The following is a 16947-nucleotide window of genomic DNA, read 5'->3' as shown; positions in this document are numbered from 1 at the left end:
AATCGAGACTAACCTGAATTTCAGTTATTAGTCACTAACCGAGTTGGCCTTTATGGCTGCCCGGACCCACTTTAGGACGGAGCGTCGATGGAGACCCTGGCCACCCGGCTCGACCCGGCAAGCGAGTCCTTCCGCGCCAACCGGGAGGAACAGTCATCGCTCGCGGGGGAGCTGCGGAAGAAGCTGGCGGATGCTGCACTGGGCGGCCCCCAGAAGTCGCGGGACCGCCACGTGGCCCGGGGCAAGCTGCTGCCGCGGGACCGGATCGACCAGCTCCTCGATGACGGCAGCCCTTTCCTCGAAATCGCCCCGCTCGCCGCCAACGGCATGTACGGCGGCGACGCTCCCGGCGCCGGGGTCATCGCCGGGATCGGCCTGGTGCACGGCCGGCAGGTCCTGGTCATCTCCAACGACGCCACCGTCAAGGGCGGCACCTACTACCCCATGACGGTGAAGAAGCACCTCCGCGCCCAGGAGATCGCCCTGGAAAACAGGCTGCCCTGCATCTACCTGGTCGATTCAGGCGGGGCCTTCCTCCCCATGCAGGACGAGGTCTTCCCGGACAAGGACCATTTTGGCCGGATCTTCTACAACCAGGCACGCCTGTCCGCCGCCAAGATTCCGCAGCTCGCCGCCGTCATGGGGTCCTGCACTGCCGGCGGAGCCTACGTCCCCGCCATGAGCGATGAAACCGTCATTGTCCGGAACCAGGGCACCATCTTCCTGGGCGGGCCGCCACTGGTAAAGGCAGCCATCGGTGAAATCGTCACCGCCGAGGAACTGGGCGGGGGCGAGGTGCACTCGAAAATCTCCGGAGTCACCGACCACCTGGCAGAAAACGACGAACACGCCCTGCAGATCATCAGGGACATCGTTGCCACCCTCCCGCCGCCGGCCGCGCCGGCCTGGCAGGTGGAGCCCGGCGTCGAACCGGCCGTGGACCCGGAAGGGCTCTACGGCGCCGTGCCCACGGACGTCAACGCCCCCTACGACGTCCACGAGGTCATTGCCCGCCTGGTGGATGGCAGTAAGTTCCACGAATTCAAGAAGGATTACGGCACCACCCTGGTCACGGGATTCGCCCGGATTGACGGACACCCTGTAGGGATCGTGGCCAACAACGGCGTGCTGTTCAGCGAGTCCTCGCTCAAGGGTGCGCATTTCATTGAACTCTGCGACCAGCGCGGCATCCCGCTGCTCTTCCTGCAGAACATCTCCGGCTTCATGGTGGGCAGGGACGCCGAGCAGGGCGGCATCGCCAAGAACGGTGCCAAGATGGTGACCGCCGTCGCCACCGCCCGCGTCCCCAAACTGACGGTGGTCATTGGCGGCTCCTTCGGCGCGGGAAACTACTCCATGTGCGGCCGGGCCTATTCCCCGCGGTTCCTGTGGATGTGGCCCGCGGCCCGGATCTCGGTGATGGGCGGCAACCAGGCAGCCAGCGTGCTGGCCACCGTCAAACGGGACCAGTACGAAGCCGCAGGGGAGGAATGGGCTGCCGGGGACGAGGAAGCCTTCAAGGCACCCATCCGCCGGCAGTACGAGGACCAGGGCAGTCCCTACTACTCAACGGCCCGGCTGTGGGACGACGGCGTCATTGACCCGGCCGATACCCGCACCGTCCTGGGCCTGGCGCTCGACGTCGTCTCCCGCACCCCCTTGCCGGAGACTTCCTTCGGCCTCTTCCGGATGTGAGCCAGCAATGACCATGCAGACCAACACCGCAACGCAGCGGTTCGCCGCAGGCACGCCCGTCGGTGAAGCCGTTAGCGCGGAAACCGGCGGCGCACCCCTCTTCAGCACCGTCCTGGTGGCCAACCGGGGGGAAATCGCCTGCCGCGTCATCCGCACGCTGCGCGCGCTGGGAATCCGATCGGTGGCCGTTTACAGCGATGCCGACGCCGGCGCCCGCCACGTCCGTGAAGCTGACACAGCCTTACGCATCGGCCCGGCAGCGGCAACCGAAAGCTACCTCAGCATCGACGCCATCCTTGAGGCCTGCCGGCAGTCCGGGGCGGAAGCGGTCCACCCCGGCTACGGCTTCCTGAGCGAGAATGCGGACTTCGCCCGTGCGCTCGAGAAGGCCGGCATAGCGTTCATAGGTCCCGGAGTGGACGCGCTGAACGTGATGGGCGACAAGATCCGCGCCAAAAACCACGTGGCAGGCTACTCCGTGCCGGTAGTCCCCGGCATCGCCAGGCCCGGCATGACGGACAGTGAGCTCGAGGAGGCCGCCGGCGCCGTCGGCTTCCCGCTTCTCATCAAGCCCTCCGCCGGTGGCGGCGGGAAAGGCATGCACGTGGTGGAGAGGCCGGCGGACCTGCCCGCCGCCCTGGCCACCGCACGGCGGGTGGCCGCCGCCGCGTTTGGCGACGACACCCTATTCCTGGAGCGGCTGGTGACCACACCACGGCATATCGAAGTCCAGGTACTCGCCGACGGCCACGGCAACGTCATCCACCTGGGCGAACGCGAATGCTCCCTGCAGCGGCGGCACCAGAAGGTCATCGAAGAAGCCCCCTCGCCCCTGCTGGAGGGCCTGCCGAACGGTGCGGACGTGCGTGCCCGGATCGGCGAGGCCGCCTGCAACGCCGCCCGCAGCGTGAACTACACCGGGGCCGGAACCGTGGAGTTCCTGGTCTCGGACAATGCGCCGGATGAGTTCTTCTTCATGGAGATGAACACCCGGCTGCAGGTGGAGCACCCCGTCACGGAAATGGTGACCGGCGTCGACCTGGTGGAATGGCAGGTGCGGATCGCCGCCGGTGAGCCGCTCACCATCCGGCAGGCCGACGTCGGGCTTTCCGGCCACGCGGTGGAGGCCCGCGTCTACGCCGAGGTGCCGGAAAAGAACTTCCTCCCATCCACCGGGACGGTGCTCCGGCTGGCCGAGCTGCCACCTGCGGACGACGACCGGGTCCGGGTGGATTCCTCGCTGCTGGAAGGGCTGGAGCTCTCCGCCAACTATGACCCCATGATTTCCAAGGTCATCGCCTGGGGCGGAGACCGTGCAGAAGCCTTGGAAACCCTGGACAAGGCGCTGGCCGGGTACACGGCACTGGGCATTGAGACCAACGTCGAGTACCTGCGGCTCCTGCTCAGCGATCCCGATGTCCGGGCCGGGCGACTGGACACCGGACTGATCGAACGGAAGATGCCGGCGCTGGAATTCAGGCGCATTGGCGATCACGAACTGGTGGCTGCCGCGCTGTACCTACTCGCACAGGAGGATGGGAACCATCCCACTCCCGCCCGCGGACCGTGGCAGGCCAGGAGCAGCTGGCGGCTGGGGGCACCGGCGCCCCGCCGGATCAGCCTGGGAACGCCCGACGGCGGGGTGGCCACCGTTGCGGTGACGGACAGTCCGACTGGTGGAGGCACAGCCGTGGCCGCCGTCAACGGGGGCGCGCCGCAGGAAGCGTCGCTGCGCAGGGCGGAAGACGGCAGCGCAGTCCTTACCCTTGGCGGGGCAGCCCGGGAGTACCGGGTGGCCGTGGCCCCCGGGCAGATCTTCCTCGGCAGCGGCGGCTGGTCCTGCCGGCTGGAACTCCTCACGCGGGAAGCCCGGCTGGAGCGGGTACTCGCAGCAGTCCAGCGACAGGAAGGTGCCGCCGATCCCGAGGTGCGCTCGCCGATGCCCGGAACCGTCGTGGCGGTCCCGGTCAACGACGGAGATGCGGTGGAAGCGGGGGAAGTCCTGGTGTCCGTCGAGGCCATGAAGATGGAACACCACCTGGTGGCCCCCCTTGCCGGCACCGTCCACCTGACCGCCCGTACCGGTGACCTAGTCAAGGCCGACCAGATCCTGGCCACCATCCACCCTGCGGATGCGGAACCCGCACACACCGACGCAGACACCGTTACAGGCGAAGCTGCAGAACAAGGCGAAGGAGCCTGACCATGACCGGTTTTGAACTCACCGAGGAATACCAGGACCTCAGCGACACCGTCCGCGACTTCGCGGACAACGTCGTGGCCCCGGTGTCCGCCAAACACGACGAAGAGCACAGCTTCCCCTATGAAGTGGTGAAGCAGATGGCGGAAATGGGCCTGTTCGGGCTGCCGTTCCCCGAGGAATACGGCGGAATGGGCGGGGACTACTTCGCCCTGGCGCTCGCACTGGAACAGCTTGGCCGGGTGGACCAGTCTGTCGCCATCACCCTGGAGGCGGGCGTGTCCCTCGGTGCCATGCCGGTTTACCGGTTCGGTACGGATGCGCAGAAACAGGAATGGCTGCCCATGCTGGCCTCCGGCCAGGCGCTCGCCGGGTTCGGGCTCACCGAGCCGGAGGCCGGCTCGGATGCCGGCGGCACCAAGACCCACGCCCGGCGGGAGGGCGGCCAGTGGGTGATCAACGGGAACAAGGAATTCATCACCAACTCCGGAACCGACATCACCCGCCTGGTCACCGTCACCGCCGTCACCGGACAGCGGGAACGCCCCGACGGCAGCATCAAGAAGGACATCTCCACCATCCTGGTCCCCACCGACACGCCCGGTTTCAAGGCGGAAAAGCCCTACAACAAGGTGGGCTGGAACGCCTCGGACACCCACCCCCTCACCCTGAAGGACGTCCGGGTGCCGGAGGAAAACCTGCTGGGGACCGAGGGGCGCGGGTACGCCAACTTCCTGTCCATCCTGGACGAGGGCCGGATTGCCATCGCCGCCCTGGCCACCGGTGCCGCGCAGGGCTGCGTTGACCAGTCCGTCAAGTATGCCCGCGAGCGCCGGGCTTTCGGCCACGAAATCGGCAAGTACCAGGCCATCTCCTTCAAGATCGCCCGGATGGAGGCCCGCGCCCATACCGCCCGCCTGGCGTACTACGACGCGGCCGCCCGGATGCTTGCCGGCAAGCCGTTCAAGACCCAGGCGGCCATCGCTAAGATGGTCGCAGGCGAGGCAGCCATGGACAATGCGCGGGATGCCACCCAGGTATTCGGCGGCTATGGCTTCATCAACGAGTTCACCGTGGCGCGCCACTACCGCGACTCCAAGATCCTTGAAGTGGGGGAGGGCACCACGGAGGTCCAGCTGATGCTGATTGCCCGCGAACTGGGACTCTAGCCGGCCCGAAAGGATCAATGATGATTGACAAGGTTGTTGCCAGCGCTGACGAAGCCGTCGCGGACATCCCCGATGGCGCCTCGCTGGCGGTGGGCGGATTCGGGCTCTGCGGGATCCCGGTGGCCCTGATCGATGCCCTCCACCGGGCCGGCACCTCGGGCCTGGAGACCGTCAGCAACAACTGCGGCGTGGATGACTGGGGGCTCGGCATCCTGCTCCGCGACGGCCGCATCCGCCGCACCATCAGCTCCTACGTGGGCGAGAACAAGGAGTTCGCCCGCCAGTACCTCGCCGGCGAGCTTGAAGTGGTGCTCACCCCGCAGGGCACGCTGGCCGAGAAGCTGCGGGCCGGCGGGGCCGGGATCCCGGCGTTCTATACCAAGGCGGGGGTTGGCACGCAGGTGTCCGACGGCGGCCTGCCGCAGAAGTACGACGCCAACGGCGGGATCGCGGTCGCCTCCGCGCCGAAGGAAGTGCGCCCCTTCGAGGGAGTGGACTACGTCCTGGAAGAGTCGCTCACGCCGGACTTCGGGCTGGTGCATGCATGGAAGGGCGACCGCCACGGCAACCTGGTGTTCCACGCCACGGCCATGAACTTCAACCCGCTGTGCGCCATGGCAGGGCGCATCACCATCGCCGAGGTGGAGGAACTCGTGGAACCCGGCGAACTGGACCCCGAACACATCCACACCCCCGGCATCTTCGTCCAGCGGGTGGTCCTGGCCCAGGACGGGGAAAAGCGGATCGAAAAGCGGACGGTGGCACTCCACCAGGCAGGAGCATGACCATGGATCCCAACAGCCCCGACGCCCCGCGGCCAGAAGCCGTACGCCCGGAATACCGGCGTGGCGGCGAGCACCAGCCCGGACCCGGCGGAGCAGGCGCCGCCGAAACCAAAGGCTGGACGCGAAACGAGCTCGCCGCCCGGGTGGCCAAGGAACTCCGCAACGGCCAGTACGTGAACCTGGGCATCGGGATGCCCACCCTGATCCCCAACTACATCCCGGACGGAGTGGAGGTGGTGCTGCACTCGGAGAACGGGATCCTCGGCGTCGGCCCCTACCCGGCCGAGGACGCCATCGACCCCGACCTCATCAACGCCGGCAAGGAGACCGTGACCGTCAACAGGGGAGCGGCGTTCTTCGATTCGGCAACGTCCTTCGGCATGATCCGCGGCGGCCACGTTGACGTGGCCGTGCTCGGCGCCATGGAGGTGGCAGCCAACGGGGACCTCGCCAACTGGATGATCCCGGGAAAGATGGTCAAGGGCATGGGGGGCGCCATGGACCTGGTGTTCGGGGCCAAGCGGGTGATCGTGATGATGGAGCACGTCGACCGCAACGGCAACCCCAAGATCGTCCAGGAGTGCTCATTGCCGCTGACCGGGAAGGGCTGCGTGGACCGGATCATCACGGACCTGGCCGTCATCGACGTCGTGCGGGACGGCGGCGGATCACGGCTGGTCCTGAGCGAACTGGCCCCCAACGTCTCCGTGGAGGATGTAGTGGCCGCTACCGGGGCGGACCTGTTCGAGGAAGACCGGGAACTCACGGTATGACCGGCAGCAACCCCACGGACGGCAACTCCGGGGCCGGCGCCCACGGGGGCCCCGCTGCCGGCCGGCGGGTCATCGAACAGCGCGGGCTGTACTTCGATGAGCTGGAGGAGGGGCTGGTGTACGCCCACCGTCCCGGCAGGACGGTGACGGAAACGGACAACGTCCTGTTCAGCACCCTGACCATGAACACCCAGGCGCTGCACCTGGACGCCGCCTGGAGCGCCGGCCAGCCGTTCGGGCAACGCCTAATGAACTCCATGTTCACCCTGGCCACCATGGTGGGCCAGTCCGTCACCCAGCTGACCCAAGGGACCATCATTGCCCAGCTGGGCCTGACGGACGTTTCCTTCCCGCACCCGCTGTACCACGGGGACACCCTGTACACGGAGACCATCATCACCGGCAGGAGGCTCTCGGCCTCACGCCCCGGCCAGGGCATCGTGACCATGGAACACACCGGCCGCAACCAGGACGGCGCCGTGGTGGCACGGGCCACCCGCAGCTGCCTGATGTGGACGCGGGAGGCGCATGGGAACGCACAGGGCAGCCAAAACGTCGGAGAATAGCCTTATGACCTTTGTGATGGGCCCCGCCCTGCTCTTCTGCCCCGCCGACCGTCCCGAGCGCTACCAAAAGGCCGCCGCGCGTGCGGACGCCGTCATCCTGGACCTCGAAGACGCGGTGGCGCCGGCGGACAAGCAGCGGGCCCGTGGCGCCATCCTGGCCCAACTGGGCACCACCGGCGTGGAACCCGAGCTTGAACCCAGCTGCACCATTGTCAGGGTCAACCCCGTGGGCACCGAGGACTTTGAAAAAGACCTCCACTGCCTGGCGCACACGCCCTACCGCACCGTGATGCTGGCCAAGGCGGAGTCGGCCGACCAGCTCAAGGCGCTGGAGGGCTACCAGGTGATTGCGCTGTGCGAAACGGCCGTGGGCGTGCTCAACGCCCCGGCCATCGCTGCCGCCCCCAACGTGGTGGGCCTGATGTGGGGGGCCGAGGACCTGCTGGCCTCCCTGGGCGGTACGTCCAGCCGGAAGGACGACGGCGGCTACCGGGCAGTGGCGCTGCACGCCCGCTCGTCAGTCCTCCTGGCAGCGCGGGCCCACGGCAAGGAAGCAGTGGATGCCGTCTACACCAACATCCCCGACCTCGACGGGCTGGCTGCTGAAGCGGCCGACGCCGTGGCCTCCGGCTTCAGCTCCAAGGCCTGCATCCATCCCAGCCAGGCAGCCGTGGTGCGGAAGGCCTATGCGCCCTCGGCCGGCGAGGTGGCAGCGGCCACGGCCCTGCTGGACGCTGCCGCGTCGGCGGGATCCGGGGTCTTCAAGTACCAGGGCAAAATGATCGACGGCCCCATCCTCAAGCACGCCCAGGAGATCGTCCGCCGCGCCGCCGTGGAGGCATAACTACCGCTGCCGTCCCTTGGGCCGGCGGAGGGACGTGGCCGGGATCGGCTCATACAGCAGGGTCCGCACCCAGCGGTTCCCTGTTTCGCGGAACTCCTTCCGGCTGGCGAAGCGGTAATGGAAGCTGCGCACGCGCACCCAGCGTGGCGCGGCGCCGTCGAACGGGTCCTTCCGCAGCAGCCGCAGCACCTGCCGGTCAGCGGCCAGGAGCTTGCCGAGGAAGGCGTAGAACCATTCCTCGTGGACGGTCCGCAGCGGCAGGAACCACATCAACCAGTCCAGCCGCAGGTGGTAGGGGGCCCACTGGCGCGGGAGCCGGCGGACGTCCCCCGGCTTGCCTTTGAAGCCGTACTCGCGCCAGTCCGAACCGTCACCGGGGTCCTCGTCCAGCGTGCCCTCCACCACGATCTCGATGCGCTGTTTGGTCACTGTGCCGAAGGCCCCATAGGCGTTGACCAGCTGCCACCGGTTGAAGCTGGCATTCATCAGCTGCCGGCGGGAGAAGAGGTTCCGCAGCGGCCAGTAGCTCAGCACCAGCAGCAGGATCGACGCCGCCAGGGTGATGGCCAGCCACCACAGCGGCGTTTCCGTCCGGGCGCCCGTGGCGGCATTCCAGTCCGCCGGGATGGCAGGTATCACGGCGTGCGCCACGGGGTCGCTGACCGCCGCGAACGCCAGCACGATCGCCATCCAGTTCAGCCAGGCGAAGTTGCCGGTGGCCACCAGCCACAGCTGGGTCAGCACGACCACCCCCGCCGCAACGCTTGCCACGGGCTGGGGGGCGAACAGCAGGAACGGCACCACCAGTTGGGCGATGTGGTTGCCCACTACCTCGATCCGGTGCAGCGGCTTGGGCAGCAGGTGGGCCTGCCGGCTCAGCGGGCCGGGCATGGGCTGGGTTTCGTGGTGGTAGTACAGGGCGGTCAGGTCGCGCCACTCCCTGCCGCCGCGGATCTTGATCATTCCCGCGCCGAATTCCAGCCGGAACACCAGCCACACGACCAGGACCAGGATGGTCCGGGGCGGATCCGTCTGGTTGGAACCGAGGAACCCAACGGTGAAGCCCGCCTCAAGAAGCAGCATTTCCCAGCCGAACCCGTAGAAGGTCTGGCCCACGTTCACGATGGACATGTACAGCAGCCACAGGGCCAGGAACGCAAGCAGGGGCACCCAGGGCGGCCCCAGCTGCGGGAGTCCGGCCACCAGCAGTGCCGATACCACCAGGCCGGCGGTGCAGACTCCGCGCAGCAGCCCGTCCGAGTACCGCCAGCGGAACAGCGTGGGCCGGCGGAAACGGGGGAACGCGGCAAGGAACCCGGGCACCGGGAGGAGGCCGCGCTCGCCGAGCAGGGCGGGGAACTGGTTCATCGTGGACAGGAACGCAACAAAATACAGTGCCGCCACACCCCGTTGCAGCACCTGGCGGGCGAACCCGTATTCCGGCGCGTCAAACCACCACAGCCAGTCCACGGATTCCACGTTACGCCCGGTCACGCGGGGGTCAAGGTGCATCATCAGGCCGGGCACGGCAGGATCGGGGGCGTCAAAGGGGCCGGACTGGTGCGGGATACTTAACCCATGCAGCCACGCAGAATCGTCCTCCTCGGATCCACTGGTTCCATCGGCACCCAGGCGATTGACGTCGCCGACGGCGCCCCGCACCTGTTCGAAGTGGTGGCCCTCAGTGCCGGGGGCGGCAACCTGGAGCTCCTGGCGCAGCAGGCGGTCCACACCGGCGCCGCTGCGGTGGGGATTGCCGGCGGGGATCCTGGCCGGCTGGCATCGCTGATTAGCGACGCCGCGGCTGCGGCAGGCCGCCAGGGGTACCGGCCGGAGATCGTGGCAGGCCCGGATGCCTCCGCCCGCATCGCGGCGGTGGAAGCGGACGTGGTGCTCAACGGCATCACCGGATCAATCGGCCTGGCCCCCACCCTCGCGGCACTCAAGTCCGGAGCCACGCTGGCCCTTGCCAACAAGGAATCCCTGATCGTCGGCGGCAGCCTGGTCAAGGCAGCGGCCCGCGAAGGCCAGATAGTCCCCGTCGATTCGGAGCACTCGGCCATCGCCCAGTGCCTGCGCTCCGGCACTGCCGTTGAGGTGGATAAGCTCATCCTCACAGCTTCAGGGGGGCCGTTCCGGGGCAGGAGCCGGGAAGAGCTCCACTCCGTCACCCCCCGGGAAGCCCTGGCCCACCCCACCTGGGACATGGGCGTCATGGTCACCACCAACTCCGCCACGCTGGTGAACAAGGGCCTGGAAGTCATCGAGGCGCACCTGCTGTTCGATATTCCGCTGGACCGGATCGACGTCGTGGTGCACCCCCAGTCGGTGGTCCATTCCATGGTCCAGTTCGTGGACGGCTCCACCATCGCCCAGGCTTCCCCGCCGGACATGCGCCTGCCCATCGCGCTGGGGCTCGGCTGGCCCGCCCGGGTGCCCAACGCCGCCAGCCCCTGCGACTGGACCCAGGCCGCCACGTGGACCTTTGAACCGCTGGACACCGAAGCTTTCCCCGCCGTCGGACTGGCCAAGGACGCCGCCAAGCAGGGGAGCACCTACCCTGCTGTCTTCAATGCGGCCAACGAGGAAGCGGTCACGGCGTTCCATGCCGGCCGGATCCGGTTCACGGACATCGTCGACACCGTGGACAGTGTGCTCAGCGAACACTCAGGTTCCTCCGGGCTGACGGTGGAATCCGTGCTGGATGCTGAAAGCTGGGCACGCGCACGGGCCCACGAACGTTTAGCAGTCAGCAGACTCTAGGAAGCAGCAGCACCTCCATGACCCCTGTCCTACTTTTCATTCTCGGCGTCGTCTTCGTCGCCCTTGGCATCGCGGTGTCCATTGCGCTCCACGAAGTGGGCCACCTGGTGCCCGCCAAGCTCTTCAAGGTCCGTGTCACCAAGTACATGATCGGGTTCGGGCCAACGCTCTGGTCTCGCCGGAAGGGCGAGACCGAGTACGGCGTGAAAGCTGTGCCGCTGGGCGGCTACGTCTCCATGATCGGCATGTACCCGCCCAACAAGGAGGACGGCTCAGTCCGGCCCTCCAGCACCGGCATGTTCCAGACTTTGGCCACCGAGGCACGTTCCATGGCCCATGAGGAAGTGGGGCCGGGCGACGAAAACCGGGTCTTCTACCGGCTGCCCGTCTGGAAGAAAGTCATTGTGATGCTGGGCGGGCCGGCCATGAACATGATCCTGGGCGTGCTGCTCACCGCCGTGCTGCTGATGGGTTTCGGTGTCGCCACGGCCACCACCACCATCTCGGACGTCTCCAAGTGCCAGGTGGCAGCGGGACAAACCGTTGATCCTGACTCCGCCGACTGCCAGCTGACGCCCGCAGCCGCGGCAGGCCTGAAGCCCAATGACACCATTACCTCCTTCGACGGCAAACCCGTCACCCGGTGGGACCAGTTGACGGAGTGGATCCGCGCGTCGGCCGGCAAGGAGGTGGCCATCACCGTGCAGCGGGACGGCCAAACGGTCTCCACCACCGTGACGCCGGTGCTGTCGGCCCGGCCGGTCATCGGAACCGACGGGCGCCAGGCCACCGACGCCGCCGGCAACCTCCAGTACCAGGACGTCGGATTCCTTGGTATCGGTGCGCAGACCGCACTGGTGCCCCAGCCGGCGTCGTCCGTCCTGCCCATGGCGGGGGAGAACATCCGCCAGGTGGCCGGTGTGGTCCTCAACCTGCCTGCCCGCGTAGTGGGGGTGGCCAAAGCTGCGTTCAGCGAAGAGCCGCGCGACCCCAACGGCCCCATCAGCGTGGTGGGCGTCGGACGGGTGGCAGGCGAGGTGGCAGCCATGGAGGCTGTTCCGATGCAGTCCCGGGTGGCAACCCTCGTTGGCCTGCTGGCCGGCCTGAATTTCGCCCTCGCGGTGTTCAACCTCGTCCCGCTCCTGCCGCTGGACGGCGGCCACGTTGCCGGCGCCCTGTACGAGGGCGCCCGGCGCAGGGTGGCGAAGCTGCGCGGACGGCCGGACCCGGGGGCGTTCGACATTGCCAAACTCCTTCCCGTCACCTACGTGGTCGCAGCCCTGTTGATGGGCATGAGTGCGCTGTTGATCTACGCGGACATCGTCAAGCCGGTCAATTTGTTCGGCTGATCGGCCCCTAATGGTTGACTACAAAAAATCAGTCAAATCTGATTGATTGACCGGTATCAACCATCTATGGTTGAGGTATGTTCGTCATGACCATCGACCAGCGGGGAAGCACTGGAGACCAGGACCGCGTACCGGCCCTGCTCGAACAGCTGGCACGCCTCGAACTGCCGGGAACGGACAAGCCCATCTTCGACCGCTCCGTGGGGGATGAAGTCCAAGGCGTCGTGCGGGACGCGGCCGCCGTGGTGGAGATAGCCCTGCACGCGCTCCGCGGCGGACGCTGGTACGTCGGAATCGGCGTCGGAACTGTAGCCCTGCCACCCCATGCCAGCCCCAGGGAAGGCACGGGAACGGCCTTTGTTGCCGCCCGCCGGGCGGTTGAGCTTGCCAAAGGAGCCGGCTCCCAGGTGCCGCTGTCAGTGGTGCCCGGCATTATGGCTGGGGAAGCGGCCAGGGGCGCCGCCGGGGAAGGAGTGCAGGCATGCGCCAATGCGGAAGCGGTGCTCAGGCTGCTCGGCAGGCTCGTCCAGGAGCGTACGCAGGCCCAGTGGCGGGTAGTGGATGCCCTGCGCCGCCTGGGCACCCCCGGGCAGCGGCAGGGCCGGCACGGAAGCCAGAAGCACGTGGCTATTGAACTCGGAATCTCGGAACAATCGGTGAGCCGAACCGTCATACGCTCCGGGTGGCAGGAAGAATGGGCAGCCAGGCCGGCGGCGTCCATGCTTCTTGGGTATGCCGACTCCCGGCTCGGCCAAGCACTGGAGGACGCTCCGGGCCGGAAGGAAGCCCCGGGCGGCCAGGAGCCGGCGAACAGGACTGAAGGAGACAGGTGACCGCACTGTGGGTGGCAGTGGCCTTGGTAATGGCAGGTTTCGCCGGCTGGCCGGTGACTGCGCTGGTCTTCAGGCTCGCCCGGACCATCGACGACAAGGCCGATGCCGCCAAGGCCGCCGAGGATGCGCGGGCGGCTGCAGAGGACCCCTCGGCTGACGTCACCCTGGACCCCGTCCCGGACGCCGGAGGCGGAGGAGGCGGCCAGGCGGTGGACAACGAGCTGACCGCCCCTCCCGGCCGGACGCCGTCGAACGCCCCCGCGGCCGGAGCTGCCGCACCCAGCCAGCGCATCCTGCGCGGCGGGGCCATCATCGGCGTACTGGAGCGGCTGGGGGTGTGCCTGGCCATCCTCACCGGCCAGCCCGTGGCCATCGCCTACATCGTTGCCATCAAGGGCCTGGGCAGGTTCGCCGAACTGAAGGAGACGCCGGTAGCCGCCGAGCGTTTCATCATCGGGACCCTCACTTCCATGCTCTGGGCGGCCGGCACCGCTGCCGCGGTCAAAGTCCTCTTCCTCCACTGACCGCAGCCCGCGGTGCAGGCGTGTGCTCCGTCCCGGCACGTCCTCCGGGATCGGGGATGGGGACGGTACCAGGCCGGCCATGGAGATAGGGTAGCGGTATGACAGTTTTTGCCGTTGAGTACGTTTATGCCGCCAACTCCACTGAAACCCGCAACGAGGTCCGCCCCGCGCACCGGGAATGGACAGGCAGGCTGGCGCAGGACAGCGTCATCGTGGCCAGCGGACCCTACGGCGACGGCGCCGGTGCCCTGCTGATCTTCAAGGCATCAGACGAAGCCGCCCTTAACTCGATCCTCAAGCAGGATCCTTTCGCCAAGGCCGGCGTGATTGCCGGTACCCGCATCACGGAATGGTCCCCGGTAACCGGCATGCTGGCCGGGATCGCCGCGTAGCCGCTTTTCTGCCCTTTCAACTCAAGGAGTCCACGTGACCTCGGTCAGCCTGGGAATGCCGTCAGCACCACCGCCCGTCCTTGCCCCCCGCCGCAAGACGCGCCAAATCAAAGTCGGCTCGGTAGGCGTCGGATCTGATTTCCCCATCAGCGTGCAGTCCATGACCACCACGCCCACCACGGACATCAACGCCACCCTGCAGCAAATCGCCGAACTCACGGCGTCCGGCTGTGACATTGTGCGCGTGGCCTGCCCCTCCGCCGACGATGCCGAGGCGCTGCCCATCATCGCCCGGAAGTCCCAGATCCCCGTCATCGCGGACATCCACTTCCAGCCGAAGTACGTCTTCGCGGCCATCGAGGCCGGGTGCGCGGCAGTGCGCGTGAACCCCGGAAACATCCGCAAATTCGATGACCAGGTAAAAGAAATCGCCGCCGCGGCCAAGGACCACGGCACCTCCATCCGCATCGGGGTCAACGCAGGATCCCTGGAGCCGGGAATCCTCAAGAAGTACGGCAAGGCCACCCCGGAGGCGCTGGTTGAATCGGCAGTCTGGGAAGCTTCGCTCTTCGAGGAGCACGGCTTCCACGACTTCAAGATTTCCGTGAAGCACAACGACCCCGTAGTCATGGTGGCCGCCTACGAAATGCTCGCCGAAAAGGGCGACTGGCCCCTCCACCTGGGCGTCACCGAAGCCGGGCCTGCCTTCCAGGGCACCATCAAGTCTGCCACCGCGTTCGGGGCACTTCTCTCCCGGGGCATCGGCGACACCATCCGGGTGTCCCTCTCCGCGCCGCCGGTGGAGGAAATCAAGGTAGGCAACCAGATCCTCCAATCGCTGAACCTGCGGCCCCGCAAACTTGAAATCGTGTCCTGTCCTTCCTGCGGCCGCGCCCAGGTGGACGTGTACACCCTGGCCGAGCAGGTCACTGCCGGGCTGGAAGGGATGGAGATCCCGTTGCGCGTGGCGGTCATGGGCTGCGTCGTGAACGGGCCCGGTGAGGCGCGCGAAGCTGACCTCGGTGTCGCCTCCGGCAACGGCAAGGGGCAGATCTTCGTTAAGGGCGAGGTCATCAAGACTGTTCCCGAGAGCGCAATTGTTGAGACACTGATCGAAGAGGCTATGCGTATCGCGGAAGAGATGGGGGAGGCCGATGGCGAAGATGCTGTCAAAGGTAGCCCCGTGGTTAGCGTCTCGTAGGGACGCGGCAGACCCCGCGGGGCTTTCCGTCCGTATCCTGGACGGCCAGGATACCCCGGCGCTGAGACTGCTGGCCCAGCGGGATCCGGTGACCAACGTCTTCATCCTCTCGCATCTCCGGGCCACGGGGACGGCGGCGCCCACCAGCGGTGGGGCCGGGGTCATTGGGGTTTTCGACGACGGCATCCTCACGGGCGCGTGCTGGGCCGGAGCCAACCTGGTTCCGGTCCAGCTTGACCCCGCCCTGGCCCCGCTGGTGGCGGAGGCCGCCAACACTTCCGGGCGCCGGTATGCGTCCGCTTTTGGGCCCGCTGACGCGGTGCTTGCACTCCATACCCAACTCGCCGGGCTGGGCCACCGGGCCCATGAGGTCCGTGACGACCAGCCCCTGATGGTTATTGAGGGGCCGGCGTTGGTACAGCCCAACCCCGGACTGGCCCTGGGCAACCTCGCCGATTTCGACCGCATCCTGCCCGCCTGCGCCGCAATGTTCGAGGAAGAGGTAGGTTATTCGCCCTACCTGGGCGGCAGGGAGTTCTACAGCCGCCGCGTGGAGGGCCTCATCAGGCAGGGGCACTCCATGGTCCACCTCAACGACCAGGGGGACGTGGTGTTCAAGGCGGAGCTTGGGGCAGTCACGGACCACGTCACCCAGGTCCAGGGCGTGTGGATGAACCCGGTCTTCCGTGGCCAGGGGCTCAGCGCCGGCTACATGTCCGCCGTGGTGGAAAAGGCCCAGCAACTGGCCCCCGTGACCAGCCTCTACGTCAACGGATTCAACACCAGGGCGCGGTCCACCTACGAACGCGTAGGCTTCCGCCAGGTGGGCACCTTCGCTACAGTTCTCTTCTAGCCGGCGATCACCGGCAGCACGCAGAATATTGGGGGAAAATTGAAGACGTCGGTGCTGGGAACTTTCGCGGTCTCTGTCCTTCTTGCCACAGCAGTCTCCGCCTGTGGTGGAACACCCGAACCGAAAGCGGCCGGGTCCACACCCGCAGCCACTGCCGGCCCCGCAACAACTGTTGCCGCCACCCCCACGCCAACCCCGACAGCCAAGGCGTATACCGCCGGAGAACTCGCGGCCATCGTCGGGCAGGTGAGGGACGCCGCCGACCGGAGGCTGACCGTCCTGCCCAGCGCAGACATTGCCACCACGCTGGAACAAACGAAGGCAATGCTTTCCTCCATCGACGTCAAACCGGCCGAGTGCAAGGAACTCGCAGCCTCGAGTACTGTCCCGTCCGTCGATGGCGCCGCCATGGCCGTGGGCATGAGCACCGACGCTGCCACGGGGGCCGTCACTGCGCTGTCCCTGGTGTCCGGCCTGGACCAAAGCTTCCTTGCCAGGCTCAAGGGCCAGCAGGACCAGCTGGCAAAGTGCTCCTCAATGACCATGACGGCCTCGGGCATGGAGGTGGCCGTCACCGTCACGGCGCTGCAGGGAGTCAGCAGCCGTCCCGGCACCATCGCCTACCGCACCGACACCGCCTTGCCCGATGGGCAGAAGCAGTCCACGGTCACGGCGCAGGTTGTCCAGCAGGGCGTAGTGCTTACCTCGGTGGCTTCCGGCGGCGCCAGCGAGGCAGACGCCGTGCAGCGCGCGGGGGCGCTCCTCGAATCGGCCGGTGCGCTGGTCAAGTAAACACCCGGCGGCTGAAGAAACAATGTGCGTCAATCGCAGGCAAGCGGATTCCAAAAAATAAAAACTCTTGTCAAACGTGCGCACGATCACATAAGTTCGATCTAGCTGCGCTGGAAGTGGGGTGGGCGGTCTCACCAGTCCTCACCAGTACTAAGGCGATAACGGCGTCGAGCCACGCCCGGATGCGATGACCAGCCCTATTGGGGGG

16 protein-coding genes are annotated in these 16947 nt (G+C 67.2%); 15 read left to right on the top strand and 1 reads right to left on the bottom strand.

The genetic code is table 11. From position 1 onward, the window contains the following. Window positions 1-87: 87 nt before the first annotated feature. Genes PV772_RS04985 through PV772_RS04955 form a run of 7 tightly spaced genes read left to right on the top strand, consistent with a single transcriptional unit; the run spans window position 88 to window position 8032 of the window. Window positions 88-1695, top strand: a complete 1608-nt coding sequence (locus PV772_RS04985) for a carboxyl transferase domain-containing protein (RefSeq protein WP_347885521.1) — start codon at window positions 88-90, stop codon at window positions 1693-1695. A 13-nt stretch (window positions 1696-1708) separates the two neighbouring features. Then, complete coding sequence (locus PV772_RS04980) at window positions 1709-3898, top strand: biotin carboxylase N-terminal domain-containing protein (RefSeq protein ID WP_347885581.1); 2190 nt, start codon at window positions 1709-1711, stop codon at window positions 3896-3898. A gap of 2 nt (window positions 3899-3900) precedes the next feature. Further along, entirely contained in the window at window positions 3901-5064 is a 1164-nt protein-coding gene (locus tag PV772_RS04975) for an acyl-CoA dehydrogenase family protein (protein ID WP_347885520.1), read from the top strand. 20 nt (window positions 5065-5084) lie between these two features. Next, window positions 5085-5849, top strand: a complete 765-nt coding sequence (locus PV772_RS04970) for a CoA transferase subunit A (RefSeq protein WP_347885580.1) — start codon at window positions 5085-5087, stop codon at window positions 5847-5849. Window positions 5850-5851: 2 nt separating this feature from the next. Next, a complete protein-coding gene (locus tag PV772_RS04965) occupies window positions 5852-6622 on the top strand; it encodes a CoA transferase subunit B (protein ID WP_141161009.1) in 771 nt (256 codons plus the stop codon). Further along, on the top strand, window positions 6619-7188 hold the full coding sequence (locus PV772_RS04960; RefSeq protein ID WP_347885519.1) for a MaoC family dehydratase: 570 nt from the start codon (window positions 6619-6621) through the stop codon (window positions 7186-7188). Before PV772_RS04965 ends, PV772_RS04960 begins: the two co-directional genes overlap by 4 nt. Before the next feature lie 4 nt (window positions 7189-7192). Then, on the top strand, window positions 7193-8032 hold the full coding sequence (locus tag PV772_RS04955; protein WP_347885518.1) for a CoA ester lyase: 840 nt from the start codon (window positions 7193-7195) through the stop codon (window positions 8030-8032). On the opposite strand, the gene PV772_RS04950 is transcribed toward PV772_RS04955, so the two are convergent. After that, entirely contained in the window at window positions 8033-9502 is a 1470-nt protein-coding gene (locus PV772_RS04950; protein WP_347885579.1) for a lipase maturation factor family protein, read from the bottom strand. 108 nt (window positions 9503-9610) lie between these two features. Here PV772_RS04950 and dxr point away from each other — a divergent pair, with 108 nt between their 5' ends. The 8 genes from dxr to PV772_RS04910 all read left to right on the top strand — a co-directional run bounded on the left by dxr (window position 9611) and on the right by PV772_RS04910 (window position 16739). Further along, window positions 9611-10795, top strand: a complete 1185-nt coding sequence (dxr, locus tag PV772_RS04945) for a 1-deoxy-D-xylulose-5-phosphate reductoisomerase (protein WP_347885517.1) — start codon at window positions 9611-9613, stop codon at window positions 10793-10795. A gap of 17 nt (window positions 10796-10812) precedes the next feature. Beyond that, entirely contained in the window at window positions 10813-12144 is a 1332-nt protein-coding gene (locus PV772_RS04940; protein ID WP_141181149.1) for a site-2 protease family protein, read from the top strand. A 77-nt stretch (window positions 12145-12221) separates the two neighbouring features. Next, entirely contained in the window at window positions 12222-12977 is a 756-nt protein-coding gene (locus PV772_RS04935; protein WP_347885516.1) for a MarR family transcriptional regulator, read from the top strand. Beyond that, on the top strand, window positions 12974-13501 hold the full coding sequence (locus PV772_RS04930) for a hypothetical protein (protein WP_347885515.1): 528 nt from the start codon (window positions 12974-12976) through the stop codon (window positions 13499-13501). Before PV772_RS04935 ends, PV772_RS04930 begins: the two co-directional genes overlap by 4 nt. A gap of 98 nt (window positions 13502-13599) precedes the next feature. Further along, entirely contained in the window at window positions 13600-13893 is a 294-nt protein-coding gene (locus tag PV772_RS04925) for a YciI family protein (protein ID WP_141181151.1), read from the top strand. Window positions 13894-13927: 34 nt separating this feature from the next. Next, window positions 13928-15094, top strand: a complete 1167-nt coding sequence (gene ispG / locus PV772_RS04920; RefSeq protein WP_141161002.1) for a flavodoxin-dependent (E)-4-hydroxy-3-methylbut-2-enyl-diphosphate synthase — start codon at window positions 13928-13930, stop codon at window positions 15092-15094. Then, the gene (locus tag PV772_RS04915) at window positions 15057-15947 is read left to right on the top strand and encodes a GNAT family N-acetyltransferase (RefSeq protein ID WP_347885578.1); all 891 of its coding nucleotides are present in this window, start codon (window positions 15057-15059) and stop codon (window positions 15945-15947) included. The genes ispG and PV772_RS04915 overlap by 38 nt, the downstream gene beginning before the upstream one ends. A 39-nt stretch (window positions 15948-15986) precedes the next feature. Next, the gene (locus PV772_RS04910; protein WP_347885514.1) at window positions 15987-16739 is read left to right on the top strand and encodes a hypothetical protein; all 753 of its coding nucleotides are present in this window, start codon (window positions 15987-15989) and stop codon (window positions 16737-16739) included. The last annotated feature ends 208 nt before the right edge of the window (window positions 16740-16947 follow it).

The organism is Pseudarthrobacter sp. CC12 (assembly GCF_039907755.1).
Classification (GTDB): Bacteria; Actinomycetota; Actinomycetes; order Actinomycetales; family Micrococcaceae; genus Arthrobacter; species Arthrobacter niigatensis.
Note: the sequence above shows the minus strand (reverse complement) of the source record. Positions and strands in the feature narration are given on the sequence as shown.

Excerpts from the sequence above, each read along its gene's own strand:
- PV772_RS04985 (WP_347885521.1), top strand. The coding sequence starts at position 88 with ATGGAGACCCTGGCCACCCGGCTCGACCCGGCAAGCGAGTCCTTCCGC.
- PV772_RS04980 (WP_347885581.1), top strand. The coding sequence starts at position 1,709 with ATGCAGACCAACACCGCAACGCAGCGGTTCGCCGCAGGCACGCCCGTC.
- PV772_RS04975 (WP_347885520.1), top strand. The coding sequence starts at position 3,901 with ATGACCGGTTTTGAACTCACCGAGGAATACCAGGACCTCAGCGACACC.
- PV772_RS04970 (WP_347885580.1), top strand. The coding sequence starts at position 5,085 with ATGATTGACAAGGTTGTTGCCAGCGCTGACGAAGCCGTCGCGGACATC.
- PV772_RS04965 (WP_141161009.1), top strand. The coding sequence starts at position 5,852 with ATGGATCCCAACAGCCCCGACGCCCCGCGGCCAGAAGCCGTACGCCCG.
- PV772_RS04960 (WP_347885519.1), top strand. The coding sequence starts at position 6,619 with ATGACCGGCAGCAACCCCACGGACGGCAACTCCGGGGCCGGCGCCCAC.
- PV772_RS04955 (WP_347885518.1), top strand. The coding sequence starts at position 7,193 with ATGACCTTTGTGATGGGCCCCGCCCTGCTCTTCTGCCCCGCCGACCGT.
- dxr (WP_347885517.1), top strand. The coding sequence starts at position 9,611 with ATGCAGCCACGCAGAATCGTCCTCCTCGGATCCACTGGTTCCATCGGC.
- PV772_RS04940 (WP_141181149.1), top strand. The coding sequence starts at position 10,813 with ATGACCCCTGTCCTACTTTTCATTCTCGGCGTCGTCTTCGTCGCCCTT.
- PV772_RS04935 (WP_347885516.1), top strand. The coding sequence starts at position 12,222 with ATGTTCGTCATGACCATCGACCAGCGGGGAAGCACTGGAGACCAGGAC.
- PV772_RS04925 (WP_141181151.1), top strand. The coding sequence starts at position 13,600 with ATGACAGTTTTTGCCGTTGAGTACGTTTATGCCGCCAACTCCACTGAA.
- PV772_RS04915 (WP_347885578.1), top strand. The coding sequence starts at position 15,057 with ATGCTGTCAAAGGTAGCCCCGTGGTTAGCGTCTCGTAGGGACGCGGCA.